The organism is Micromonospora sp. NPDC005203, from assembly GCF_042872705.1.
Classification (GTDB): domain Bacteria; phylum Actinomycetota; class Actinomycetes; order Mycobacteriales; family Micromonosporaceae; genus Micromonospora.
In genome coordinates this window covers 102,095-125,381 of sequence record NZ_JBIAKV010000015.1, presented here as the reverse complement: position 1 = coordinate 125,381, position 23,287 = coordinate 102,095, and the positions used below count along the sequence as shown (strand labels likewise).

Below are 23,287 nucleotides of genomic sequence, written 5' to 3'. Positions count from 1 at the left end.
TCCGGAATGTTCCTCCGGAGGCACAGTGCGCGGAAGGGCGGTGCGCGGTCGTCGTCCCGGGGAGCCGTCTGCGGGCTGGCTCCGGGGGACTACTCGCCGGCGGCCACCAGACCCGTCTCGTACGCCAGCACCACGGCCTGGGCCCGGTCGCGCAACCCCAGCTTGGCCAGGATCCGCCCGACGTGCGTCTTCACGGTCTGCTCGGCGACCACCAGGTCGCCCGCGATCTCCGCGTTGTTGCGACCCCGGGCGATCAACCGCAGCACCTCGGTTTCCCGGGGGGTGAGCCCGGCCAGGTCGGTGGGTCGGGGCCGGCGGCGGTCCGGGCGGGCCGCGAACTCGGCGATCAGCCGGCGGGTGACCGCCGGGGCGAGCAGCGCGTCCCCGGCCGCCACCACCCGCACCGCCTGCACCAGATCGGCCGCCGGGGCGTCCTTGAGCAGGAAGCCGCTCGCCCCGGCGCGCAGCGCCTCGTACACGTAGTCGTCGAGGTCGAAGGTGGTGAGGATGAGCACCCGGGGGCGCTGCGCCGACCGGTCGCCGAGCAGCTTGCGGGTGGCCTCCAGCCCGTCCATGACCGGCATCCGCACGTCCATCAGCACCACGTCCGGGTCGAGCCGGCGGGTGGCGGCGACGGCCTGCGCGCCGTCGGCGGCGTCACCCACCACCAGCAGGTCCGGTTGGGCGGCGAGCAGCGCTCCGAAGCCCTGTCGGACCATCGCCTGGTCGTCGGCGATCAGCACCTTGATCACGCGTCCCCGCCCTCCGCGTCGTACGGCAACTCGGCCGCCACCGCGTAACCCCCGTCGGGCAGTGGCCCGGCGGTGAACGTACCGCCCAGCGAGGTGGCCCGCTCCCGCATGCCGGTCAGCCCGTGCCCGGAGCCGCCGTCGGCGGTCGGTCGGACGTCGGCCGGGGAGTTCTCCACGCGTACCCCCAGCCCGGAGGGACCGGTGCGGACGCTGACCCGCACCGCGGCCCCGGCCGCGTGGCGGGCCGCGTTGGCCAGGCTCTCCTGCACGATGCGGTACGCGGCCAGCCCGACCGGCGCGGGCACCCGGTCGTCGTCCATCGGCTCGGCGTCCAGGGAGACCGCCAGCCCGGCCCGGCGCGCCGCGTCCACCATCGCGCCCAGGTCGGTCAGGTCCGGTTGCGGCGCGGTCTGCGGACCGATCGCCTCGCTGCGCAGCACGCCCAACAGCCGCCGCATGTCGGTGAGCGCGTCGCGGGCCGACGCGGCGATCGCGACGAACTCGGCGGCGGCCGGCGCGGGCACGTCCGACAGCCGGTACGGCGCGGTCTCCGCCTGCACCGCGATCAGTGACATGTGGTGCGCCACCACATCGTGCATCTCCCGGGCGATCCGGGTGCGCTCCTCCAGCACCGCGCGCCGCTCCTGCTCCCGTTCGCTCAGCTCGGTCTGCGCGTCCAGCGCCCGCCGGGACAGCCGGTTGCGCCGGATCAGGTCGCCGACGATCGCCAGCGCGCCGAGCAGCAGCAGGACCGGAACCCGGTTGTTGGGGTCGACGAAGGTCAGCACCGGCACCGTGCTGATCGTCACCACCCAGGCCAGCACCGGCCGGTCGACCCGCGCGACGACCACCGCCAGCACCGCGACCGACCCGAGCGCCAGCGGCGGGGTCCACGGCCAGGCCTGGTCGGCCGGCGCGTTGAACGTGCAGATCAGCAGGGCCAGCACCGTCAGCCGCCAGGCCAGCAGCGGACGCCGGGGCAGCGCCAGCAGCGGCGCCACCGTCAGCGCCGCGAACAGCAACGCGATCGGCGGCGGCAGGCCCCAGTCGCTCTCCACCGTCAGCGTGATCAGGAAGAGGCCGAGGACGGCCAGCAGACCGACCGGGGCGGCGTAACGGGCTGGCCCGGGCCAACCGGCCAGCAGCGGCCGTTCGGGCCGGGCGTCCGGGCCTACCAGGGTCTGCCGTAGGGCCCACAGGGCCACCGCGATCGGATGCCGGTTCACCACCCGGAGGCTACGGGCCGACCCCGTCACGAGGCGTGCCACCAGGGGTTGATCCCGGTGTCCTACCTCAGTGTGACGCGACTCCCGTTAGCGCTTACCTACCGGTAACGCCTAGGCTCCGACGCGTCCGTGCTGACCATTCGCAAGGGGGAACAGTGGCCCGTACCGTGCTGGTGACCGGGGGTAACCGGGGGATCGGCCTGGCCATCGCGCAGGCCTTCGCCAAGCAGGGCGACCGGGTGGCGGTCACCCACCGCAGCGGCGAGGCACCCGACGGGCTGTTCGGCGTACGCGCCGACGTCACCGACGCGGCCTCCATCGACGCCGCGTTCACCGCCGTCGAAGCCGAGTTGGGGCCGGTCGAGGTGCTCGTCGCGAACGCCGGCATGACCGCCGACACGCTGCTGCTGCGGATGACCGAGGAACAGTTCACCGGGGTGGTGGACACCAACCTCACCGGTGCGTTCCGGGTTGCCAAGCGGGCCTCCGCGAAGATGCTCCGCGCCAGGTGGGGCCGCATGATCTTCATCTCCTCGGTGGTCGGCCTCGCCGGCGGCGCCGGGCAGGTCAACTACGCCGCCAGCAAGGCCGGTCTGGTCGGCGTCGCTCGCTCGATCACCCGGGAGCTGGGCGGCCGCAACATCACCGCCAACGTGGTGGCGCCCGGCTTCGTCGACACCGACATGACCGCCGGCCTCACCGACGACCGCAAGGCGGAGCTGCTCAAGTCCATCCCGGCCGGCCGGATGGCCAGCCCGGACGAGGTCGCCGCCGTGGTCACCTGGCTGGCCTCGGACAGCGCCGGGTACGTCTCCGGCGCCGTCATCCCGGTCGACGGCGGCCTCGGCATGGGCCACTAACCCTTTTGACTACGGAGGAAATCAGCGATGTCCGGACTGCTCGCCGGTAAGCGACTGCTCGTCACCGGTGTCATCACCGACGCCTCGATCGCCTTCTCGGTGGCGAAGCTCGCTCAGGAAAACGGCGCGCAGGTCGTGCTCACCGGCTACGGCCGGCTCTCCCTGGTCGAGCGGATCGCCAAGCGGCTGCCCGAGGTGGCCCCGGTCATCGAGGTGGACGTCACCAACACCGAGCACCTGGCCGGCCTCGCCGACCGGGTACGCGAGCACGTCGACGGCCTCGACGGCGTCGTGCACTCGATCGGCTTCGCCCCGCAGAGCTGCCTGGGCGGCGGCTTCCTCGACGCCCCCTGGGAGGACGTGGCGACCGCGCTGCACGTCTCCACCTTCTCGTACAAGTCGCTGGCCATGGCGGCGCTGCCGCTGATGTCGCCGGGCGGCGCGGTGGTCGGCCTGACCTTCGACGCGACGAAGGCGTGGCCGGTCTACGACTGGATGGGCGTGGCCAAGGCCGGCCTGGAGTCCACGTCCCGCTACCTCGCCATGCACCTGGGCAAGCAGGGCATCCGCAGCAACCTGGTCGCCGCCGGGCCGCTGCGCACCATCGCCGCGAAGTCGATCCCCGGCTTCGACCAGTTCGAGGAGACCTGGTCCGAGCGGGCGCCGCTGGGCTGGAGCCTCACCGACCAGGAGCCGGCCGCGCGAGCCTGCCTGGCGCTGCTGTCCGACTGGTTCCCGGCCACCACCGGCGAGATCGTCCACGTCGACGGCGGCTACCACGCCATCGGCTCCTGACGCTCCACCGCGACGCTCCCTGGCCCCCGTCCGCGTGATCCACGCGTCCGGAGCAGGGGGCGTCGCCGGGCCGTCCCGGTCGAGGGACAAGAATGAGCCCATGTCGTACGACGCGGTGGTGCTGGTGTCCTTCGGTGGCCCGGAGCGGCCCGAGGACGTGATGCCGTTCCTGCAAAACGTGACCCGGGGTCGAGGCGTGCCGCCCGAGCGGCTGGCCGAGGTCGCCGAGCACTACCAGCACTTCGGCGGGGTGTCCCCGATCAACCAGCAGAACCGCGAGCTGCTGGCCGCGATCCGCGCCGACCTCGCCGCGCACGGCCTCGACCTGCCCGTCTACTGGGGCAACCGCAACTGGGACCCGATGCTCGCCGAGACCGTGACCCAGATGCGCGACGACGGGGTCACCCGGGCGCTGGCCTTCGTCACCAGCGCGTACGGCGGTTACTCGTCCTGCCGGCAGTACCAGGAGGACATCGCCGCCGCGCGCGCCGCGGTCGGCGCGGACGCCCCGGTGATCGAGAAGCTGCGCCAGTTCTGGGACCACCCCGGCTTCGTCGAGCCGCACACCGACGCGGTCCGGGCAGCCCTGGGTCAACTCGACCCGGCGATGCGGGAGACCACCCGGCTGGTCTTCACCGCCCACTCCATCCCCAGTTCGATGGCGGCCAACGCCGGCCCGCACGGCGGCCGGTACGAGGCGCAACTGCACGAGACCGCCCGGCTCGTGGCCGCGGCCGCCGCCCCCGACCTCGCGTACGACCTGGTCTGGCAGAGCCGCTCCGGCCCACCACAGATGCCGTGGCTGGAGCCGGACATCAACGAGCACCTGACCGCCCTCGCGCAGGGCGGCACCACCTCGGTGGTGGTCAGCCCGATCGGTTTCGTCTCCGATCACCTGGAGGTCGTCTGGGACCTGGACACCGAGGCGCTGGAAACGGCCAAGCAGCTCGGCCTGGACTTCGTCCGGGCTGCCACCCCGGGCATTGACCCGCGCTTCGTGAGCATGGTGCGGGAGCTCATCACCGAGCGGACCGACCCGGACGGCGCGCAACTGCGCCGTCGCCTGGGCGAGCTGCCGATCTGGGACACCTGCCCGACCGTCTGCTGCGTACCGACCCGCCGTCCGACGCCTGCTGGGGGCACCGATGCATGACCGCAAGCCCGTGCAGAGTTGGCTGACCGACATGGACGGCGTGCTGGTGCACGAGGGCCAGCCGGTGCCCGGGGCACCGGAGTTCATCAACCGGATGCGCGCCTCCGGCAAGCCGTTCCTGGTGCTGACCAATAACTCGATCTACACCCCGCGTGACCTGACGGCCCGACTGAGCCGGATGGGGCTGGACGTGCCGGAGGAGTCGATCTGGTCGTCCGCGCTGGCCACCGGCCAGTTCCTCGCCGACCAGCGGCCGGGTGGCACCGCGTACGTCATCGGTGAGGCCGGGCTGACCACGGCGCTGCACGCGGTCGGCTACGTGCTCACCGACTTCGCCCCGGACTACGTGGTGCTCGGTGAGACCCGCACCTACAGCTTCGAGGCGATCACCAAGGCGGTCCGTCTGATCAACGACGGGGCGCGGTTCATCTGCACCAACCCCGATGTGACCGGCCCATCGGTGGAGGGTGCGCTGCCGGCCGCCGGCTCGGTCGCGGCGATGATCTCCAAGGCGACCGGGGTGGAGCCGTACTTTGTCGGCAAACCCAACCCGATGATGATGCGCTCGGCGCTCAACACGATCAACGCGCACTCGGAGACCACCGCGATGATCGGCGACCGGATGGACACCGACATCCTCTGCGGCCTGGAGGCCGGGCTGGAGACCATCCTGGTGTTGACCGGGATCAGCAGCCGTACCGAGGCGGAGCGCTACCCGTACCGCCCGTCCCGGATCATCAACTCGGTCGCGGACCTGCTCGACGAGATCTGATCGACCGGCCTCGCCGGGCTGCCTCCGTCAGGGGCGTAGGGGGGCGTTGCAGGCGGCCACCAGCGCCTGGCGGCAGGCCGCGGTGAGGGGGCGCAGAGCCGCGTCGCGCTGCTGGGCCTCGTAATTGTTGATCGCGCCGCCGGGCGCGGCGTGCCCGGCCAACGCGAGCACCCGGTCGAGCACCGCGGCGCGGGCGAAGAGCCGGCGGGCTCGCGGGTCGAAGCCTGGTGGCAGGTCGGTGGTGCCGTCCGGACGGCGCAGCGCGGCCAGCGCGCCGGCCAATTCGGGTCGCCACTGGGCCACGTCGAGACGGGTCAGCGCGGCGGTCGTCTCGGCCAGCGCGGCGGCCAGCTCGGCCTCCGCCTCGGCGGCGCCAGGCAACGACAGTGACGCGGCGGGGGCGTTGGCCGGCAGCGGGTAGACCCGCCAGAGCACCGTCTCGAAGCAGTCCCCGGAGCCGGAGGTGTGCGAGCGGACCTCCGGGATCAACCCGAGCCCGCCGGCTACCACCGCCTCGCCCGTGACCAGCGCCGCGCCGGCGAAGTCACCGGGGCCGGGCAGTCCCCGGGGGTCGCCCGGCGCGGGGAGCACCAGGCGGATGTCGTCCGGGGAGAGCTTGGCCAGGGTGGGCAGCGCGGCGCCCAGCGGGACGTCGGTCCAGGTGCCGGGGGCGTCCGCGACGAGATGTTCCTCGTCGCCGGCGATGGCGTCGGCGACCTCGTCGTACGGCACCAACCCGGCGCGCCACGCGCGCACCCAGGCGACGAACCGGCTCGACCGGCGCGGCGTGAGTGTGGCCGCGCCCGTTGCGGGGGTGGACATGCCGAAAGGGTACGTGGTCCCGACCGGCCCTGTCTCGACTGCCGCTCCGGTCGCCCGGCCTGCCACCAACTGCCCTGTTCGCCCCAATCCCCGGCCCCTGGCGTGCGTGTGTGGTCGGCGCTCCTGGGACGGGCGGTGTGTCGAGGGCCGGGGTGGGCGCGGGCTGGGTTTAGCGTGATCGACATGGCGGGGCGATACGGCGAGGACGTGTTGGCGGGAGACTGGCGACGGCGGAAGGTCACCCCGGAGGTGGACGCCGAACCGGATCTCGTGGTCGAGGATGCCGACTCCGGGTTCTGCGGAGCGGTGGTGGGTTTCGAGGCCGGCGCGGTGGTGTTGGAGGACCGGCACGGTAAACGGCGCAACTTTCCGCTGCTGCCGGCGGCGTTCCTGCTCGACGGCCGCCCCGTGACGCTGCGCCGGCCGAGTCGCGCGTCGGTGCCGGCGGCCCGTCGACGGACGGCGTCCGGTTCGGTGGCGGTGGACAACGTCCGCGCCCAGGTGGCGAAGGCCAGCCGGATCTGGGTGGAGGGCATCCACGACGCCGCGCTGGTCGAGCGGATCTGGGGCGACGACCTGCGGATCGAGGGTGTGGTCGTCGAACCGTTGGACGGCATCGACGCCCTCGACGCCGAGGTACGCGGCTTCACCCCCGGTCCGACCCGACGGCTCGGCGTGCTCGTCGACCATCTCGTGCCGGGCAGCAAGGAGAGCCGGATCGTCGCCCGGGTGAACTCGCCGTACGTGCTGGTCACCGGCCACCCCTACGTGGACGTCTGGCAGGCGGTGAAGCCGGCTGCACTGGGCATCGCGGCATGGCCGGTGGTGCCACCGGGGCAGCCGTGGAAGGAAGGGGTCTGCGCGGCCCTCGGAGTGGCCGAGCCGGCCGCGATGTGGCGGCACATCCTCTCCCGGGTGAACAGCTTCGCCGACGTGGAGACACCCCTGATCAACGCGATGGAACGCCTGATCGACTTCGTCACCGAGCCGCTCTGACCTAGCCCCCGCCCCGCCCGCCTTGGCTCGCCCCGCCCGCCTTGGCTCGCCCCGCCCGCCCCCGCCCGCCTTGGCTCGCCCAGCCCGCCCCGCCGCCGCCCGGCCTTCGTTGATCGACCCGGTTTTCCGGAAGTCGGGGTGTCGGATCGTCCCGGATGCCCCGACTTTCGGGAAACCGAGTCGATCATGCGTGGAGCGGCTTGCGTGGGGGTGCAGGTGCCGGGTCGAGGCCGCCGCAGCGGCTCCTTCCGGGGCTGGGCACCGCAGCCACCCCTCAGTCCGCGGCGCCCGCGGATCTTGGACGGGTAGCGCGGGGGTTGCGTTGACGACGTGCGGACCTTGGACGGGTCGGGGCGGTGCTGGTTGGGGCGGTGCCGGAAGGCGGGGCGCCGGGCGACTCAGGGTTCCTGGTCGGGGGTGCGGGTGTAGACGAAGGTGGCGATGTCCAGCGCGACCGCTCGGCCCTGCTCGTCGCGGCGCACGGTGAGGATCTCGCCGTCCTGGACGCCGGCCCGGCCCCGCCACCGGTCCGGTCCCTCGGCGACGAAGCGGAGATTCGGCGCGCCGAGCGGGCCGGCGTGCAGGTCGCCGGCGGTGTCCGCGTACACCTCGATCGTGGTGCCCATCCACCACCAGCGGCCGGTCAGCTCGGCCAGTTCGGCGGTCGGCGGGGCGGCGGCCGGCCGCCACGGGGTGACCGGCGCGGGTTCGGCGTCCAGCACCTGGGTGAGCAACTGTCGTCCGAGCACGCCGAGGTGCACGCCGTGCAGCGTGTACGCGTTGACCAGGCCGACCACGGCGGTACGGGTGGGTCGGTGCACGGCCAGGGAGGCGCCGTAGCCGGGCATCGAGCCGCCGTGGCCGACGTACACCCGGTTGCCCTCCCGGAAGAGTTCCAGCCCGAGGCCGTGCCCGTGGGTCCAGGACTCCAGGTCGCTGACCACGACGGGGGAGCACATCTCGGTGAGCGTCTCGGCGGCGAGCACCGAGGGGTTGGGGTCGGCCAGGAACGCGGCCCACCGACCCAGGTCCTCGATCGTCGACCAGAGTTGCCCGGCGGGGGCCATGGCACCGGTGTCGGTCCGCGGTTCCTCGCGCAGCGTGTCGTGCCAGGGGTGGACGACGTAGCCGCGGGCGAACGGCTCGGTGGCCGCGTACGTGGTGCGGCGCAGGCCCAGGGGGGCGAGGATCCGTACGCCGAGCAGGTCGGCCCAGGGTGTCCCGGTGAGTCGTTCGAGGACGCCGCCGAGCAGCCCGTACGCGAGGTTGGAGTAGTGGTAGGTGGCGTGCGGCGGATAGGCGATCTTGTCGGGGGTGACCCCGGTGAGCAGGGTGGTCAGGTCGACCCCGGCGGTCCGCTCCCACCAGTCGCCCTCAGGCTCGCGCTGGATGCCGCTGGCGTGCCCGAGGAGTTGGCGCAGGGTGAGCGCGCCGACGCCGGTGCCGGGGAGGTGCTCCTCCAGCGGGTCATCGACGGCGAGCCGGCCGGCGTCGCGCAGTTGCATGATCAGGGTCGCGGTCATCGTCTTGCTGATCGAGCCCAGCCGGTACTGCAGGTCGGCGTCCGGGCGGGGGTGCTCGCCGGCGGTGGCCAGGTGAACCAGCGCGCCGTCGCGGACCACGCCCAGCACCAGTGACGGGGCGTGCCCGTCGAGCTGCGCCCGGGCGACCTGGGCGTCGAACTGTCGGGCGGTCTCGGGCAGCAGAGTCAACGGGATCTCCTCGGGTCGGGCCGCCGAATCACTTCTCGGAAAGGGATCCGCCGAGCCTACTGATCTTCCGGGGGAGGCCGCGCGTGCATATACGTGTCACGATCGTGGTGTGGACGCCGTGGTGTGGATCGTATTGGGTGTGCTGCTGGCCGTCGCGGAGATCTTCACGACGACACTGTTTCTGATCATGTTCGCGGCTGGCGCGTTCGCCGCTGGCGGTGCTGCCGCCCTGGGCGCGCCGGTAGCGGTGCAGGCGTTGGTCTTCGCGGTGGTGTCGGCGCTGAGTCTGTTGGTGGCCCGGCCGGCCCTCCGGCGGCACCAGCGCTCGTCGCTGGAAAGCGGCGAGCAGCCGTTCGGCGTGGAAGCGATCGAGGGTTCCACGGCGTTGGTGCTGGAGCGGGTGGACGCTGACCACGGCCTCGTCAAGATCGACGGTGAGTTGTGGAGTGCCCGCCCGTACGACACGACGCAGACGTTCGACCCTGGTCAACGGGTTCGGGTGATCAAAATCCGGGGCGCGACAGCCCTGGTGTGGCAGGACGACATTTCTTCCGCCGGTGAGCTGCCGGAAGCGAGAGGGTGAACGGGATGACCTTAATCGGGGTGGTGGTGATCGCGGTGGCGTTGATCGCCGTGATAACGCTGGCCAAGGCGGTGCGGATTGTGCCGCAGCAGCGCCAGGACGTGGTGGAACGGCTCGGCAAGTACAAGCGCACCCTCAGCCCCGGCCTCAACCTGCTGGTGCCGTTCATCGACGCGGTGCGTACGAAGGTCGACATGCGGGAGCAGGTGGTCAGCTTCCCGCCGCAACCGGTGATCACCTCGGACAACCTGGTGGTCTCGATCGACACGGTGCTCTACTTCAAGGTGGTCGACTCGGTCCGGGCGACCTACGAGATCTCCAGCTTCCTTCAGGCCATCGAGCAGTTGACCGTCACCACGTTGCGTAACGTGATCGGTTCGCTCGATCTGGAGCGCGCGCTGACCAGCCGGGACGAGATCAACCGGCACCTGTCCGGGGTGCTGGACGAGACCACCGGCCGGTGGGGCATCAAGGTGACCCGGGTCGAGATCAAGGCGATCGAGCCGCCGGCCAGCATCCGTGACTCGATGGAGAAGCAGATGCGCGCCGAGCGGGACCGCCGCGCGGCGATCCTGACCGCTGAGGGCCACAAGCAGTCGGTGATCCTCACCGCCGAGGGTGACAAGCAGTCGGCGGTGCTGCGGGCCGACGGTGACCGGCAGGCCCGGATCCTGCAGGCCGAGGGTCAGGCCAAGGCGATCCGGACGGTCTTCGACGCGATCCACCAGGCGAACCCGAGCCAGAAGGTGCTCGCCTACCAGTACCTGCAAGCCCTGCCGCAGATCGCCCAGGGCAGCGCCAACAAGGTCTGGATCATCCCGGCCGAGCTGACCAAGGCCCTGGAGGGCATGGGTGGCGCGCTCGGCGGGCTGAGCCAGATGGTGGGTGACCTGCCCGCACCGGAGGCAGCCGAACACGCGAGCCAGGTCGAGCGCGAGGCCGCGGAGGCGGCGCAGGCCGCGGCGGACGCGGCCCAGCAGATCCACGACGAGGTACGCGTCGCCGAGGCGCAGGCCACCGGCGGCAACAAGCCGCAAGGGCTGCCCGCGCCGGAGCCGGTGTCTGCGGCCAGCCTGACCGAGGACCCGGCCGACCAGCGCGAGCGCGGCTGACTCAGGACGCCGGCCGCCCGGCCGGCCGGGGCCGGTGACTCGGGCCTGAATGCGAGAAAGGCTCATGGGGCGCTTCGAGGCCTGCCACGATCGGTCCTAGGACGGGTGGTGACCAGGCAATCGGGGCGCCCCGGCGCGTTCCGCACCACTCGCGGACGAGCGAGGTGACGCATGAAGGATCCGGCGAATCGGAAGTGGTCCTCGGCCCCGGTGCCCGGCGCGCACGACCCGGTCGCCCCACTGGGGTCCCGCAGCACCGGTGGCGGGTTTGGCGTACTGCCGTTCGTCGACGAACCAACCGCGGGTGGCCCGGCCACGAACGCCAGCTGGGCCTGGTCGGTACGCCGGTTCGCGCGGGCGGCCGTGTGGCTGCTGCCCGCGTACGCCATCCTCTACGGCGCGGTGGCGATGGCCAGCGACGGCGGGGTGGGCAACGACCCCTATCCGGCCGACGGCCGGGCGGTGTACCTGATCGGTTGGGTGGCCGCGGTCTGGCTCGGTCTGCTCGCGCTGCTGGCCCTCACCGGGCTGCTGGCGGCGACCCGCAGCCGCCGGGTGGCCGCCGCCGGGCTGCTGGTCAGCATCGCCGGCACCGTGCTGATGCTGCCCTTCGCCGGGCTCGAAGAGCAGACGCCTGTCTTCGGCACCACCGCGCGGTCGTTGGTGCTGCTCGGCGCGGCGTTCTACAGCGTGGGCTGGTTCCTCACCGGGTGGGCGGTCGCCCGCTCGGGCACCTTCAGCCTCGGCGACGGCGTCATGCTGATCATTGCCGCGCCCCTCCTCGGCCTGGGCGGTGCCGTGATCGGTTCGCTGCAGACGTTCGGTGCGATCTTCGTGCTGATCGCCGGCATCGGCATCGGCTACCGCTCCGGCCGCCTGATGCCCCGCGAAACCGCGCGAGACGCCGCCACCGCCAGCTTAAGCACCCCAAACCCCTAACCCACCCACTCACCCACCCACCGGCTAAAACCCACCCAGACCCACCCAAAAACACCCACCTGGCCCCGCCCCGTCCCGCCCGCCACCGGTCCGGTGATCAAGAAGTTTGCGTCAGAAAACGGCCTTGGCTTGACGCAAACTTCTTGATCACCGGGGGCGGAGGGGGTGCCCGTTCCCGTGGGGTGGGGTGGGGTGGGGTGGGTGGGGGTTGGTTGGTGGGTGGGCGTGAAGTTGCTGACAATTGCGGGGTGGGGGTGGTCGGTTGGCGGCTTTCGTGGCAATCCTGGGGAGCATGGCCGCCTCCCGCTCGCCGCTGTCGCGGCTGTTCACCGTGCTGCTCGCCGGTGTGTTGGCCGGGCTTGTCCTGGCCGTCGCCGCGCTCCCGGGCAACCTGCTCCTCGGCCTCGGCGCCCGCTCCGCGCTCGGGTCGTACGCCGCGTTGCCGGCCTCGCTGAAGACCCCCGCAACTCCGCAGCGCTCGTACCTCTACGCCAACGACGGCAAGACGCTGATCACCACGTTCTACGACGTGAACCGCACCGACGTCCCGTTGGCGGAGATCGCCCCGGTGATGCGGCAGGCGATCGTGGCGGCCGAGGACCGGCGCTTCTACGACCACGGTGGTGCTGACCTGCGCGGTCTCGCCCGCGCACTGGTCGCGAACGTCAAGGGCGGTGGCACCGAGCAGGGCGGCTCGACGCTGACCATGCAGTACGTCCGTAACGTCCTCAAGACCGACCCCACCCGCACCGCCGAGGAGCGCGCCGCCGCCACCGACCCCACCGTCGGGCGCAAGATCCAGGAGATCCGGTACGCGAGCGCGCTGGACAAGAGCCTCGGCAAGGACGAGATCCTCGACCGGTACCTGAACATCGCCTACTTCGGCTCCGGCGCGTACGGCGTCGCGGCGGCCAGCCAGCGCTACTTCGGCAAGCCGCCGGCGCAGCTGACCCTCGGTGAGTCGGCCCTGCTCGCCGGCCTGGTGCAGTCGCCGGACGCGTACAGTCCGATCAGCGGCGACAAGGACGAGGCGGCCACCCGCCGGTCGTACGTGCTCGACTCGATGGTCGCCACCGGTGCGATCACCGTCGCGCAGGCCGCCCAGGCCAAGGCGGAGCCGCTGAACCTGCACCCCACCGCCCAGCCCAACGGCTGCACCGCCGTCTCCCAGGGCCACGACGACTGGGGCTACTTCTGCGACTACCTGCGCCAGTGGTGGCTGACCCAACCGGCCTTCGGAGCCACCGTGGCGGAGCGTGAGCAGGCACTGCGCTCGGGCGGCTACACCGTGGTCACCTCGCTGGACCCGAAGATCCAGGCCACCGCGCAGAAGCAGGCCACCAAGGTCTACTCCTACGACAACAAGCGCGCCCTGCCGATCGCGGCGGTCCAGCCGGGCACCGGGCAGGTGTTGGCGATGGCGGTCAACCGGCACTACAGCCTCGGCGACAACCCGGCCGGGCAGGCGAACTACCCGAACACCGTCAACCCGTTGATCTCCGGCGGCGCCAGTGTCGACGGGTACCAGGCGGGTTCGACGTTCAAGCTGTTCACCATGCTCGCCGCGCTGGAGTCGGGCCGTACCCTCTCCACCGGTTTCGACGCGCCCGCCAAGCTGCCCACCCGGTACGCCGCCGAGGGGCCGGGCAGCTGCGACGGCCACTGGTGCCCGGCGAACGCCAACCCGGACTGGATGGACGGGTACCGGATGATGTGGGACGGCTTCGGCCGCTCGGTGAACACCTACTTCGTCTGGTTGGCCGAGCAGGTCGGCCAGGACAAGGTTGTCGAGATGGCACAGCGGCTCGGCATCACGTTCCGCGCCGACTCGGACGCCACCTTCGCGAAGAACAACGCCGCGAACTGGGGTTCGTTCACCCTCGGCGTGGCCGCCACCACGCCGCTGGACCTGGCCAACGCGTACGCCACGGTGGCCGCCGAGGGCACCTACTGCACCCCGGTGCCGGTGGTCTCGGTGACCGCCGCGGACGGCACGAAGGTGCCGGTCGGGCAGCCCTCCTGCAAGCGGGTGCTCGACCCCGACGTCGCCCGTGCCGCGACCGACGCGGCGCGCTGCCCGGTGGGTCAGCAGTCGGCGTTCGGGCAGTGCAACGGCGGTACCGCCACCGGTGTGAACGACATCCTCGACGGTCGGCCGGTGGCCGGTAAGACGGGCAGCTCGGAGCAGAACTCCACCGAGACGTTCGTCGGTTTCACCCCGCAGGTCGCGGTGGCCGGCATCGCCGCCAACCCGGACGACCCGGCCGACTCGGTGGGCTCGGCGGTGCAGGGCAAGGTGATCGACGCGGTGTCCCGGGTCATCGCCACCGCCGTGCAGGGACAGCCGAAGAAGGCGTTCGCGGCACCCAGCCACGAGTTGGCCGGCGACGCGCACCGCCCGGTGCAGCGCCCCGCGGTCCCGGACCGTCCACAACCGCCCACCACCGAGGAGCCACGCTCGCCCCTGCAACGCTGGCTCGACCGCCGAGGCTGACCCGGCAACGTGCCGGCGCCTCCGCACCGATCGTGCGGAGGCGCCGGCCGAGGCGTGTGGATGGGCTACCTGCGCTTCAACTGGTCGAAGTCGACGATCTGGTCCGCCGCCGGCGCCTTCAGCTCGTCGAAGGTCGCGCCGAAATCGCTCAACGTGATCTGGCTGGCCCCGTCCGCGTTGCTGCCCTCCACCCGGACCGGGTACGGCTCGCCCGTGGTGGCGATGTAGAGGGTGCCCTCCTTCTTGCCGTCGACGAGGCCGATGGTCTGCACGCCGTTGATCTCCTTGGCCGCACCCTTGGTGATGGTGCCGTCGGGCTTGAGTAGCCCGTCGACGTTGGCGACGTCGAACATCTGGGTGAACTCGTCCTTCTGGGAGACCTTGGCCCACTTGTCGCCCATCAGCTTCACGATCTCGCCCGATGCCTCGGCACCGGTGTTCTTCGCCCAGAACTTCTCGTCCGGGCGGATGTACTGCTGGCCGCCCACCGAGAGCAGTTCCACGGTGCCGTCGTTCGTGGATATCTGACCGGTCAGGTCACTGCCGGTCATCTTGAAGTCGAGGGTCATCTTCTGACCGTCGTCGGCGATGTCCCCCGTCAGGCGGTAGGACTTCGCGTTCTTCACCGCCGTGGTGGCGCGCTGAAGCGCCTCGTTCGGTGCGAGCGCGGCGACACCGTTGTCGGCCGGGGCGTTCGACGCCGGCTGCTGTCCGCCGTCACCATCGCCGCAGCCGGCCAGCAACGCCATCGCCACCACGGCGACCATGCCTCGTCTGATTGTCGTCAACCTCATCGTCGGCTCCCTTGTGCCACCCCCCGTGGGTGAGCAGACAGCCAGGTACCCATGATCGATCGTGGGCAATCCCTCGATGTGTCGGAGATCCCGGATCAGTGCGGAGTCCTCCGGTCAGCCCCTGCGGCGGCGGGGGCGGTAGCTCGCGAGCGTCGACGGGATGCCGCGGCGGATGATGCCGGCCCAGTCGGTGTCGCCGCGCAGCACCGCCGCCGCGGTCTTGCGGGCCTGTTCGACGGTGAAGTGCGGCGGCAGCATCAGCTCGGCGGGGTCGACCAGGGCGTTGATGACCACCGGTCGATCGGCGGCGAGCGCCCGCTCCCAGACCGCCGGCACCTGCTCCGGGGAGTCGACCAGCTCACCGTGCAGCCCGAGCACCTGTGCCCACTGGTGGTAGGCGATGTCCGGCAACTGCTGGCTGTCCGGGAACATCGGCGTCCCCTCCGAGGAACGCTGTTCCCAGCTGACGAACGCCAGATCCCGGTTGTTCAGGACCAGCACCACGAATCGTGGGTCGGCCCACCCGCGCCAGTACTTCGCCACGGTGATCAGCTCGTTGACGCCGTTCATCTGCATGGCGCCGTCACCGATCAGTGCGACGAGCGGCCGGTCCGGGTGGGCGAACTTGGCGCTCAGCGCGTACGGCATGGCACCGCCCATGGACAGCAGGGTGCCGGACAGGCTGGCCAGCATCCCGGGGCGGACCTGGAGGTGGCGGGCGTACCAGGCGGTGGTGGTGCCGCAGTCGACGGCGAGCAGCACGTCGTCGGGCAGCCGCTCGTTGAGGGTGTGGAAGAGCAGTTGCGGGTTGACCGGGTCGGCGGTCTGCTCGGCCAGGTCCCGTTGCACGCGTCGCCACGCGGAGGTGGCCTCGGCGATCTCCGCCCGCCAGGCGGTCGGCCCGGGTCCGGGGCCCAGCTCGTTGAGCAGCGCCCGCAACGTGGGGCGGGCGTCGCCGGTCAGGTTCACCTCGGTCGGGTACCGCAGCCCGAGCTGGGTGCCGTCCAGGTCGATCTGCACCGCGCGGGCCTGTCCGGGCGGCGGGTAGAACTCCGAGTACGGCATGTTGCTGCCCACGATCAGCAGTCGGTCGCAGCCGGTCATCAACTGCCAGCTCGGTCGGGTGCCGAGGAGCCCGATCGCCCCGGTGACCCAGGGTTCGCGATGGTCGACGACTGTGAAACCGAGCAGGGCGGTGGCCACCCCGGCGCCGAGCCGATGGGCGATCTCGCGGACCTCCTCCTGCGCGCCCAGCGCGCCCTGCCCGACCAGCATGGCCACCCGCTGCCCACCGCTGAGCACCTCGGCGGCTCGGCGCAGGTCGGCCTCCGGCGGCACGGTGGGAGTGCTGCTCGGCACGTTGCTGGTCTGGTAGTAGCCGTGCGCGTGGGGCGGGTCCGGGATGGCCGGCTCGTCCTGGATGTCCAGGGGGAGGATCAGGGCGGTGACGGTACGTCGGGCCAACGCGGTGCGGCACGCCCGGTCGACCAGGTGGCGTACCTGCGCCGGGTGGTCGAGCTGGGCGAGGAATGCCGCTGCCACGTCCTTGTAGAGGGAGAGCAGGTCGACCTCCTGGTAGTAGCCGCCGCCCTCCGCGGTGGTCGCGGTGTGCCCCACCAGGGCGATCACCGGTTGGTGGTCGAGCTTGGCGTCATACAGGCCGTTGAGCAGGTGGATGGCGCCCGGGCCGCTGGTCACCAGGGCGCAGCCAAGCGGTCCGCCGCCGTACTTGACGTGTGCCGACGCGGCGAAGCCGGCGGTCTCCTCGTGGCGGACCTGGATGAACTGGGCGCGACCACCTGTGCGTTGCAGCGCGGACGTGAGGCCGTTGATGCCGTCGCCGGGGTAGCCGAAGTAGCGGTGTACGCCCCAGCTGGACAGTCGCGCCACGATGTGGTCCGCGACGGTGGCGTGCCGGGGTAGAGCGCCGGCTTCGCCTGGTTCGGTGTGCTCTGTGCTCACCTGGCTGGTCCTTCCCGTCGGGTCCGGTACTCCGCCGGTCGTTCCCCTTCTCCAGCGGACAAAACACCCCAGGGGTGGGCATCGGTGGGCGAGGTGCGCCGTCCGGCAGAATCGTCGGGTGCCCGTCCACCAGATCACCGACCCTGACGACGACCGCATCGCCGACTACCGCGCGCTCACCGACGTCGAACTGCGCACCCGCTGGGAGCCGCCGCACGGCCTGTTCATCGCCGAGGGGGAGCTGGTGCTGCGCCGGGCGTTGCGGGCCGGCTACCCGGCCCGGTCGTACCTGGTCGACGCCAAGCGGGTCGACCAGCTCGCCGACCTGGACACCGGCGACGCGCCGGTCTACGCCGCGACGCCTGACGTGCTGGAACGGGCCACCGGTTTCCACGTACACCGGGGGGTGCTGGCGTCGTTCCACCGCCGGCCGCTGCCGACGGCGGCCGAGGTGCTCGCCGCCGCACGCCGGGTGGTCATCCTGGAGGACATCAACAACCACACAAATCTCGGTGCGATCTTCCGGGGCGCCGCCGCGCTCGGCATCGACGGGGTGCTGTTGTCGCCGACCTGCGCCGATCCGCTCTACCGGCGCAGCGTCCGGGTCAGCATGGGCGAGGTCTTCGCGGTGCCGTACGCGAAGATCGAGCGCTGGCCCGATGGTCTGGACCAGGTGCGGGAGGCGGGCTTCACAGTTCTCGCCATGACGTTGGCTCCGGACGCCGTACCCATCCAGCGGTTGACGCCGGCGCAGCGCGAGCGGCCGGCGCTGTTGCTCGGCGCCGAGGGACCCGGCCTCACCGCGGCGGCCCAGGCCGCCAGCGACGTCCGGGTGGTCGTTCCGATGCGTCGGGGCGTCGATTCGCTGAATGTCGCCGCGGCGGCGGCTGTCGCCTTCTGGGAGTTGAGCCGAGAGGACCCTGTCTGACGCGAGCGCGGCTCCATAGGCTGCGCTCCATGACCTTTGGGGAGGGTGGCGTCCGCGGCGCGGCGTTGGGGCTGGGGCGGCGACTCGGCTGGTGGATCCTGCCGTTGAAGCTTGTCGTCGCGGTCGGCGTTATGCACCTCATGGCGATCGTGCTGACCCTGCTCTTCCCCCCTCCACCGGGAGTGTTCAGCCTGCGCGGGTTCGCGCTGACGTGGGTGCTGATGGCGGCGTTCGCGTCGCTGGCGGCGTGGTGGGAGCGGCGGAACCGCCGCCGTCGGCGGGAGCCGTCCGGGCGGCGGTGGCGTGACGACGCGCCGCGCTGGCTCGTGCAGGTCGAGCCGGTTGTCGGTGTCGTCTGGATCGCGACGTCGTTCTCGGCATATCTGGCCGCGCTGAACGGCGAACTCACGCTGCTCGGGGCGGGCACTCTGAGTGGCCTGGCCTTCGCGCCGATGGCAACCGTCGGCTTCCTGGCCGAGCGTCACGAGAGCCGCGACGATCCGGCGTTCGACGGAGAGTAGATCGCTTCAACTTGCATGGCCATGCGTTCTATTGCATAATCTTCCCCGTGTCCAAGGTTCTCACCTCCCTGCCCTCCGGCGAACGTGTCGGCATCGCCTTCTCCGGCGGCCTCGACACCTCGGTCGCGGTCGCGTGGATGCGCGACAAGGGCGCCGTCCCCTGCGCCTACACCGCCGACATCGGCCAGTACGACGAGCCCGACATCGACTCGGTGCCCGGCCGCGCCCTCAGCTACGGCGCCGAGGTCGCCCGGCTCGTCGACTGCCGCGCCGCCCTCGTCGAGGAGGGCCTGGCGGCGTTGACCTGCGGGGCCTTCCACATCCGCTCGGGCGGCCGGGCGTACTTCAACACCACTCCGCTCGGTCGGGCCGTGACCGGGACCCTGCTGGTCCGGGCGATGATCTCCGACGACGTCCAGATCTGGGGCGACGGCTCGACGTTCAAGGGCAACGACATCGAGCGCTTCTACAGGTACGGCCTGCTGGCCAACCCGATGCTGCGCATCTACAAGCCGTGGCTCGACACCGCCTTCGTCACCGAGCTGGGTGGGCGCAAGGAGATGTCCGAGTGGCTGCTCGAACGCGGCCTGCCCTACCGGGACAGCACCGAGAAGGCGTACTCCACCGACGCCAACATCTGGGGCGCCACGCACGAGGCGAAGACCCTGGAGCACCTCGACACCGGCATCGAGACGGTCAACCCGATCATGGGCGTCCGGTTCTGGGACCCGGCGGTGGAGATCCCGACCGAGGACGTCACCATCGGCTTCGACCAGGGCCGCCCGGTGACGATCAACGGCAAGGAGTTCGGCAACGCCGTCGACCTGGTGCTGGAGGCCAACGCCATCGGCGGCCGGCACGGCCTCGGCATGTCCGACCAGATCGAGAACCGGATCATCGAGGCCAAGAGCCGGGGCATCTACGAGGCGCCCGGCATGGCGCTGCTGCACGCCGCCTACGAGCGGCTGGTCAACGCCATCCACAACGAGGACACCCTGGCCAACTACCACAACGAGGGTCGCCGCCTGGGCCGGCTGATGTACGAGGGCCGCTGGCTGGACCCGCAGGCGCTGATGCTGCGCGAGTCGCTGCAGCGCTGGGTGGGCACGGCGGTCACCGGCGAGGTGACGCTGCGGCTGCGCCGGGGCGAGGACTACTCGATCCTGGACACCACCGGCCCGGCCTTCAGCTACCACCCGGACAAGCTGTCGATGGAGCGTACCGAGGACTCGGCGTTCGGCCCGTCGGACCGGATCGGCCAGCTCACCATGCGCAATCTGGACATCGCCGACTCGCGGGCGAAGCTGGAGCAGTACGCCAACCTCGGCATGGTCGGCGGGGGGACCCCGCAGCGGATGGTCGGCGCCGCGCAGGCGGCCTCGACCGGGCTGATCGGCGCGATGCCGGAGGGCGGCGCGGAAGCGATCGCCTCCCGGGGTGTCGCCTCCGCCGCCGACGAGGCACTCGACCGGGCCGCCATGGAGTTCGGCGTCGACTGAGCGAAGCCGCGCTGACCCTCCGTGACGTCGCCTGACGAATGTCGAGATCCGGCGTCACGGAGGGTAGCGTGTCGGCCGTGTTCCCTACCGTGCGTGAGGTCCTCGCCCTGGACCCGGTCCGCCACGGCGCACCGCGCGTGGTCGCCGGGGACGCCGGGCTGGACCGGCCGGTCCGCTGGGTGCACGTCGCCGAGGTGCCGGACATCGCCACCCTGCTCGGCGGCGGCGAGTTGGTGCTCACCACCGGCATCGGCCTACCCGGCGACGACGCCGGGCTCCGCGCGTTCATCGGGGACCTGGCCGACGTCGGCGTCTCCGGGCTCGTCGTCGAGTTGGGCCGCCGCTACGTCAGCGGGGTGCCCCGGGTGATGGTCGCCGCCGCCGAGCGGCGCGGGCTACCCCTGGTGGAGCTGCGCCGCGCCACCCCGTTCGTGCGGATCACCGAGGCGGTACACGCCCTGATCGTCGACGCGCAGCTCACCGAACTGCGCGCCACCGAGGAGATCCATCAGCGCTTCAACGACCTGTCCGTCGAGGGCGCCGACGCCGCCGAGGTGATCCGGCAGGCCGCCGAGCTGTCCGGTTGCCCGGTGGTGTTGGAGAACCTGTCCCGTCAGGTGCTGGGGTACGACCCGGCGGGGGAGAGCGCCGAGCTGCTGCTGGACGGCTGGGAGCAGCATTCGCGGCGGATCCGACCGGCCGGTCGGACCGCGTACGACCCGGACAGCGGCTGGCTGGTGACCGTCGTCGGCGCCCGGGGGCAGGACTGGGGGCGGCTGCTGCTGCGCTGGCCGGCCAGCGGCGACGTGCCCAGCGCCCAGCCCAGCGAGCCGATCGCCGGCCCGCCCACCCGGTTGACCATCCTGATCGAGCGGGCCGCGTCCACCCTCGCACTGGGCCGGTTGATCCGCCGCGACGCCGAAGGGCTGGAACGGCAGATCCACCGCACCCTGCTCACCGCGCTGCTCGACCACTCCCGACCGGTGGACGAGGTCGCGCTGCGGGCCAAGGCGCTCGGCGTGGTGCTCGACCGTCGGCACCTGGTGGGCGTGATGGTCCGACACCGGGCTGAGGACCCGGTCGGGGAGAGCGGCCCGGCGGCCGCGCAGGCCCGGCTGCGGGACCTGTCCGAGGCGGTCGGCCAGACGCTGCGCGAGGCGAAGCTGACCGGGCTCACCAGCGCGGTCGACGACAATTCGGTGGGTGTGCTGCTGGCCCTGACCGACCCGGCCGCCGAGGACCGCGCGCTGTCCGCGTTCGCCAGCGCACTGCGTCGGGTACGCCTCGACTCCGGCGCGGGGCGGGCGACCTCCGGTGGCGACGCGCCCCGGTCGGCGGCCACTGCCGAACCGCTCGCTGTCGATCCGCACCGGGTTGCTGGTCCGGGTGCCGTGATCGTGGCCGCCGGGTCCGGGGTGGGGAGCCTGCGCGAGGCCCGACGGTCGTTGGTCGAGGCGCGGCAGATCGCCGAGGCGGCCCGGCAGGACCGGCGGGACCTGCCGATCTTCCGGCTACCGCACGTCGGGCTGGCCGGGCTGCTGCACCTGCTGCGCGACGAGCCCCGGTTGCAGACCTTCGTGGAACGCGAACTCGGCGCTCTGCTGGAGTACGACGGCCGCCACCCCCGGGAGCAGTTGCTCGACACCCTGCGCGCGTACCTGGAGCAGGGGCGCAACAAGACCGCGGGCGCCGCTGCCGCCCACCTGTCCCGGCCGGCGTTCTACGAGCGACTGGCCCGCATCGCCCGCATCCTCGACGTGGACCTCGACTCGGTAGAGGCCACCCTCTCCCTACACGTAGCCCTGCTGGCCCTGAAAGCAGTCCGAACCCCCTAACCAGCCTCGGTGATCAAGAGGTTCGCGTCAGAAATCCCAGTCCTGTTGACGCAAACTTCTTGATCACCGGTGCGAGCCGGTGCGAGCCGGTGCGAGCCGGGGTGGGTGGGGTTAGAGGAGGGGGGTTAGGGCCTTGGCGTAGGTGGGGGGGACATGGTTGGGGCCGCCGGGGGTGAAGACGTCCGAGTGGGCCACCGCGGACCAGGCTGTCGCGGGGACGGCGTCGACCAGGGCTCGGATCACCGGGGCGTCGCGCCACTGGTCCTGTTCGGCGAGCAGGCCGAGGGCCACTACCGACTCCTCGACCTCGCCCACGCACTCGAACGGCTTGTGCCCGTCCACGCCCAGCAGTTCGCGGTAGCCGGGGATCTGCGACTCGTCGGCGAGCAGGTCGCCGCCGAAGATGTGGGTGATCCGCTCACGCGGCATGAACGGTGCCATGGCCAGGAAGACGAACCGGCACTTCGGGCAGTCCCGGCACCAGCGCTCGCTCGCGTTCCGCAGCTTGAACGCGGCGTTGCAGCTGGTCACCACGTCGTCGTACCTGGTGAACTCGGCGAACAGCCGGGCGATGTGCAGCTCGGACAGCGAGCGCAGCAGCGAGAAGTACGGTTCGGTCAGGCCGGCGTGCTCGGCCAACGACGCCCGCAGGAGCCCCTCCGCCTCGACACCCTTGGACCACTGGTGGTTGATCTCGTGGCCGTCCCAGACCAGGTTCGGGTCGGACGCCGAGCGCTCGTTCGACATCACCACCGGACCCAGCCCGTGCAGCACCGCGGTCGCCACCGCGATCAGCGAGTTGATCGCGGTCACCGGGATGTGCCCGTTCAGCGCGCCGGCCGCGTTCAGGTCGAACAGCACCGGGTCGATCCGCCGGCGGGCGGCCAGCGGGATCAGCCCGGACGCCTCGTTCACCGAGACGATCACATGGTTCGGGTTGACCGAGAACGGCACCGGGTCGAACTCGCCCTGGCGCAGCGCCTCCAGGCTGACGATCGAGTCCTTGCCACCACCCACCGCCGAGAGCGGACGACGGTCGGAGTCGTCGTACACGCGCGGGGGCTCCGGCGAGCCGGCCGGCACCTCCGGGCGTAGCTGGAGCACGTGCGGCAGGTGGTTGCGGTACGCGTACTCGGCGAGGCCCTTGGTGTAGACGGCCGTGACGTAGTCGACGGTGGCCGCGCCCAGCGGCGCCGGCAGTACGAGCCGGGCCGGTGCGGCGGTCTTGTAGTAGCTGACCCCGGCGACGAGGTGCAGCACCTCCAGCACCCGGCCGAGGGTCGCCACCGTCTCGTCCGACGGCGGCTCGGCCGGCAGCGGGAGGGTGATCACCTCGGTGAACCGCTGCTCACCGGCCGGACCGGTCAGCGCGTAGTCGAACAACACCTCGCCGGTCGCGAAGTCGATCGAGTAGGACGGGAAGGTGAAGGCGTCCATCCGCCGGAGCTGCTCGTTGGGCACACGCCATACTAGGCCCTGGTTCGTCCGGCCGTGTCCGGACCGGGCCCGCCCTGCCGCCGCCGCGATCCCCG

At 71.7% G+C, this 23,287-nt stretch carries 20 protein-coding genes; 13 read left to right on the top strand and 7 right to left on the bottom strand.

Features of this window, described 5'->3' with window-relative positions:
* Positions 1–89 precede the first annotated feature (89 nt).
* Complete coding sequence (locus tag ACFYPM_RS27140; protein WP_357248668.1) at positions 90–752, bottom strand: response regulator transcription factor; 663 nt, start codon at positions 750–752, stop codon at positions 90–92.
* Positions 749–1,978, bottom strand: a complete 1,230-nt coding sequence (locus tag ACFYPM_RS27135; RefSeq protein ID WP_387202537.1) for a sensor histidine kinase — start codon at positions 1,976–1,978, stop codon at positions 749–751. The genes ACFYPM_RS27140 and ACFYPM_RS27135 overlap by 4 nt, the downstream gene beginning before the upstream one ends.
* Before the next feature lie 155 nt (positions 1,979–2,133).
* Here ACFYPM_RS27135 and fabG point away from each other — a divergent pair, with 155 nt between their 5' ends.
* From fabG to ACFYPM_RS27115, 4 genes are all read left to right on the top strand, one after another.
* Positions 2,134–2,838: a 3-oxoacyl-ACP reductase FabG gene (fabG, locus tag ACFYPM_RS27130; protein ID WP_387202534.1), complete on the top strand. Its 705-nt coding sequence runs from the start codon at positions 2,134–2,136 to the stop codon at positions 2,836–2,838.
* A gap of 27 nt (positions 2,839–2,865) precedes the next feature.
* Positions 2,866–3,633 carry an enoyl-ACP reductase FabI gene (gene fabI / locus ACFYPM_RS27125; RefSeq protein WP_387202531.1) on the top strand — a complete coding sequence of 256 codons (768 nt, stop codon included), beginning with the start codon at positions 2,866–2,868 and terminating at the stop codon, positions 3,631–3,633.
* Between the two features lie 100 nt (positions 3,634–3,733).
* Positions 3,734–4,786, top strand: coding sequence for a ferrochelatase (locus ACFYPM_RS27120; RefSeq protein WP_387202528.1), 1,053 nt, complete (start codon positions 3,734–3,736; stop codon positions 4,784–4,786).
* Positions 4,779–5,558, top strand: a complete 780-nt coding sequence (locus ACFYPM_RS27115) for an HAD-IIA family hydrolase (RefSeq protein ID WP_007462546.1) — start codon at positions 4,779–4,781, stop codon at positions 5,556–5,558. The genes ACFYPM_RS27120 and ACFYPM_RS27115 overlap by 8 nt, the downstream gene beginning before the upstream one ends.
* 27 nt (positions 5,559–5,585) lie before the next feature.
* Here the strand turns inward: ACFYPM_RS27115 and ACFYPM_RS27110 are convergent, their stop codons facing one another.
* Complete coding sequence (locus ACFYPM_RS27110) at positions 5,586–6,380, bottom strand: hypothetical protein (RefSeq protein ID WP_387202525.1); 795 nt, start codon at positions 6,378–6,380, stop codon at positions 5,586–5,588.
* Positions 6,381–6,563: 183 nt separating this feature from the next.
* Here ACFYPM_RS27110 and ACFYPM_RS27105 point away from each other — a divergent pair, with 183 nt between their 5' ends.
* On the top strand, positions 6,564–7,376 hold the full coding sequence (locus ACFYPM_RS27105) for a DUF3097 domain-containing protein (RefSeq protein WP_387202521.1): 813 nt from the start codon (positions 6,564–6,566) through the stop codon (positions 7,374–7,376).
* A gap of 398 nt (positions 7,377–7,774) precedes the next feature.
* Here ACFYPM_RS27105 and ACFYPM_RS27100 read toward each other — a convergent pair whose 3' ends face one another.
* Positions 7,775–9,088 carry a serine hydrolase domain-containing protein gene (locus tag ACFYPM_RS27100; protein ID WP_387202518.1) on the bottom strand — a complete coding sequence of 438 codons (1,314 nt, stop codon included), beginning with the start codon at positions 9,086–9,088 and terminating at the stop codon, positions 7,775–7,777.
* A 109-nt stretch (positions 9,089–9,197) separates the two neighbouring features.
* Between ACFYPM_RS27100 and ACFYPM_RS27095 the strand changes: the two genes are divergently transcribed.
* From ACFYPM_RS27095 to ACFYPM_RS27080, 4 genes are all read left to right on the top strand, one after another.
* On the top strand, positions 9,198–9,671 hold the full coding sequence (locus ACFYPM_RS27095; RefSeq protein WP_387202515.1) for an NfeD family protein: 474 nt from the start codon (positions 9,198–9,200) through the stop codon (positions 9,669–9,671).
* A gap of 5 nt (positions 9,672–9,676) precedes the next feature.
* Positions 9,677–10,783 (top strand): SPFH domain-containing protein, encoded by a 1,107-nt coding sequence (locus ACFYPM_RS27090; protein ID WP_328653000.1) that lies wholly within the window; start codon positions 9,677–9,679, stop codon positions 10,781–10,783.
* Positions 10,784–10,954: 171 nt separating this feature from the next.
* Positions 10,955–11,722 (top strand): hypothetical protein, encoded by a 768-nt coding sequence (locus tag ACFYPM_RS27085; protein ID WP_387202511.1) that lies wholly within the window; start codon positions 10,955–10,957, stop codon positions 11,720–11,722.
* A 292-nt stretch (positions 11,723–12,014) separates the two neighbouring features.
* The gene (locus tag ACFYPM_RS27080) at positions 12,015–14,216 is read left to right on the top strand and encodes a transglycosylase domain-containing protein (protein ID WP_387202508.1); all 2,202 of its coding nucleotides are present in this window, start codon (positions 12,015–12,017) and stop codon (positions 14,214–14,216) included.
* A gap of 65 nt (positions 14,217–14,281) precedes the next feature.
* Here ACFYPM_RS27080 and ACFYPM_RS27075 read toward each other — a convergent pair whose 3' ends face one another.
* Together ACFYPM_RS27075 and ACFYPM_RS27070 are read right to left on the bottom strand one after the other, a co-directional pair.
* On the bottom strand, positions 14,282–15,010 hold the full coding sequence (locus tag ACFYPM_RS27075) for a hypothetical protein (RefSeq protein WP_387202505.1): 729 nt from the start codon (positions 15,008–15,010) through the stop codon (positions 14,282–14,284).
* Positions 15,011–15,124: 114 nt separating this feature from the next.
* On the bottom strand, positions 15,125–16,972 hold the full coding sequence (locus ACFYPM_RS27070; protein ID WP_387202502.1) for a thiamine pyrophosphate-requiring protein: 1,848 nt from the start codon (positions 16,970–16,972) through the stop codon (positions 15,125–15,127).
* Positions 16,973–17,090: 118 nt separating this feature from the next.
* On the opposite strand from ACFYPM_RS27070, the gene ACFYPM_RS27065 reads away from it, so the two are divergent.
* From ACFYPM_RS27065 to ACFYPM_RS27050, 4 genes are read left to right on the top strand one after another with little or no spacing between them, the layout of a single operon-like run.
* A complete protein-coding gene (locus tag ACFYPM_RS27065; protein WP_387202499.1) occupies positions 17,091–17,900 on the top strand; it encodes a TrmH family RNA methyltransferase in 810 nt (269 codons plus the stop codon).
* Positions 17,901–17,929: 29 nt separating this feature from the next.
* Positions 17,930–18,421: a hypothetical protein gene (locus ACFYPM_RS27060; protein ID WP_387202496.1), complete on the top strand. Its 492-nt coding sequence runs from the start codon at positions 17,930–17,932 to the stop codon at positions 18,419–18,421.
* Positions 18,422–18,468: 47 nt separating this feature from the next.
* Positions 18,469–19,920 (top strand): argininosuccinate synthase, encoded by a 1,452-nt coding sequence (gene argG / locus ACFYPM_RS27055; protein WP_387202493.1) that lies wholly within the window; start codon positions 18,469–18,471, stop codon positions 19,918–19,920.
* Between the two features lie 38 nt (positions 19,921–19,958).
* On the top strand, positions 19,959–21,755 hold the full coding sequence (locus tag ACFYPM_RS27050; RefSeq protein WP_387202490.1) for a PucR family transcriptional regulator: 1,797 nt from the start codon (positions 19,959–19,961) through the stop codon (positions 21,753–21,755).
* Positions 21,756–21,866: 111 nt separating this feature from the next.
* Here the strand turns inward: ACFYPM_RS27050 and ACFYPM_RS27045 are convergent, their stop codons facing one another.
* Positions 21,867–23,216, bottom strand: a complete 1,350-nt coding sequence (locus ACFYPM_RS27045; protein ID WP_387202487.1) for a hypothetical protein — start codon at positions 23,214–23,216, stop codon at positions 21,867–21,869.
* Positions 23,217–23,287: the final 71 nt, after the last annotated feature.

Bases quoted from the DNA above. Each gene is read 5' to 3' on its own strand.
- ACFYPM_RS27080 (WP_387202508.1), top strand. From the start codon at position 12,015: ATGGCCGCCTCCCGCTCGCCGCTGTCGCGGCTGTTCACCGTGCTGCTC.
- ACFYPM_RS27050 (WP_387202490.1), top strand. From the start codon at position 19,959: ATGTCGAGATCCGGCGTCACGGAGGGTAGCGTGTCGGCCGTGTTCCCT.
- ACFYPM_RS27105 (WP_387202521.1), top strand. From the start codon at position 6,564: ATGGCGGGGCGATACGGCGAGGACGTGTTGGCGGGAGACTGGCGACGG.
- ACFYPM_RS27110 (WP_387202525.1), bottom strand. From the start codon at position 6,380: ATGTCCACCCCCGCAACGGGCGCGGCCACACTCACGCCGCGCCGGTCG.
- ACFYPM_RS27115 (WP_007462546.1), top strand. From the start codon at position 4,779: ATGCATGACCGCAAGCCCGTGCAGAGTTGGCTGACCGACATGGACGGC.
- ACFYPM_RS27120 (WP_387202528.1), top strand. From the start codon at position 3,734: ATGTCGTACGACGCGGTGGTGCTGGTGTCCTTCGGTGGCCCGGAGCGG.
- ACFYPM_RS27075 (WP_387202505.1), bottom strand. From the start codon at position 15,010: ATGAGGTTGACGACAATCAGACGAGGCATGGTCGCCGTGGTGGCGATG.
- ACFYPM_RS27085 (WP_387202511.1), top strand. From the start codon at position 10,955: ATGAAGGATCCGGCGAATCGGAAGTGGTCCTCGGCCCCGGTGCCCGGC.
- fabI (WP_387202531.1), top strand. From the start codon at position 2,866: ATGTCCGGACTGCTCGCCGGTAAGCGACTGCTCGTCACCGGTGTCATC.
- ACFYPM_RS27090 (WP_328653000.1), top strand. From the start codon at position 9,677: ATGACCTTAATCGGGGTGGTGGTGATCGCGGTGGCGTTGATCGCCGTG.
- ACFYPM_RS27060 (WP_387202496.1), top strand. From the start codon at position 17,930: ATGACCTTTGGGGAGGGTGGCGTCCGCGGCGCGGCGTTGGGGCTGGGG.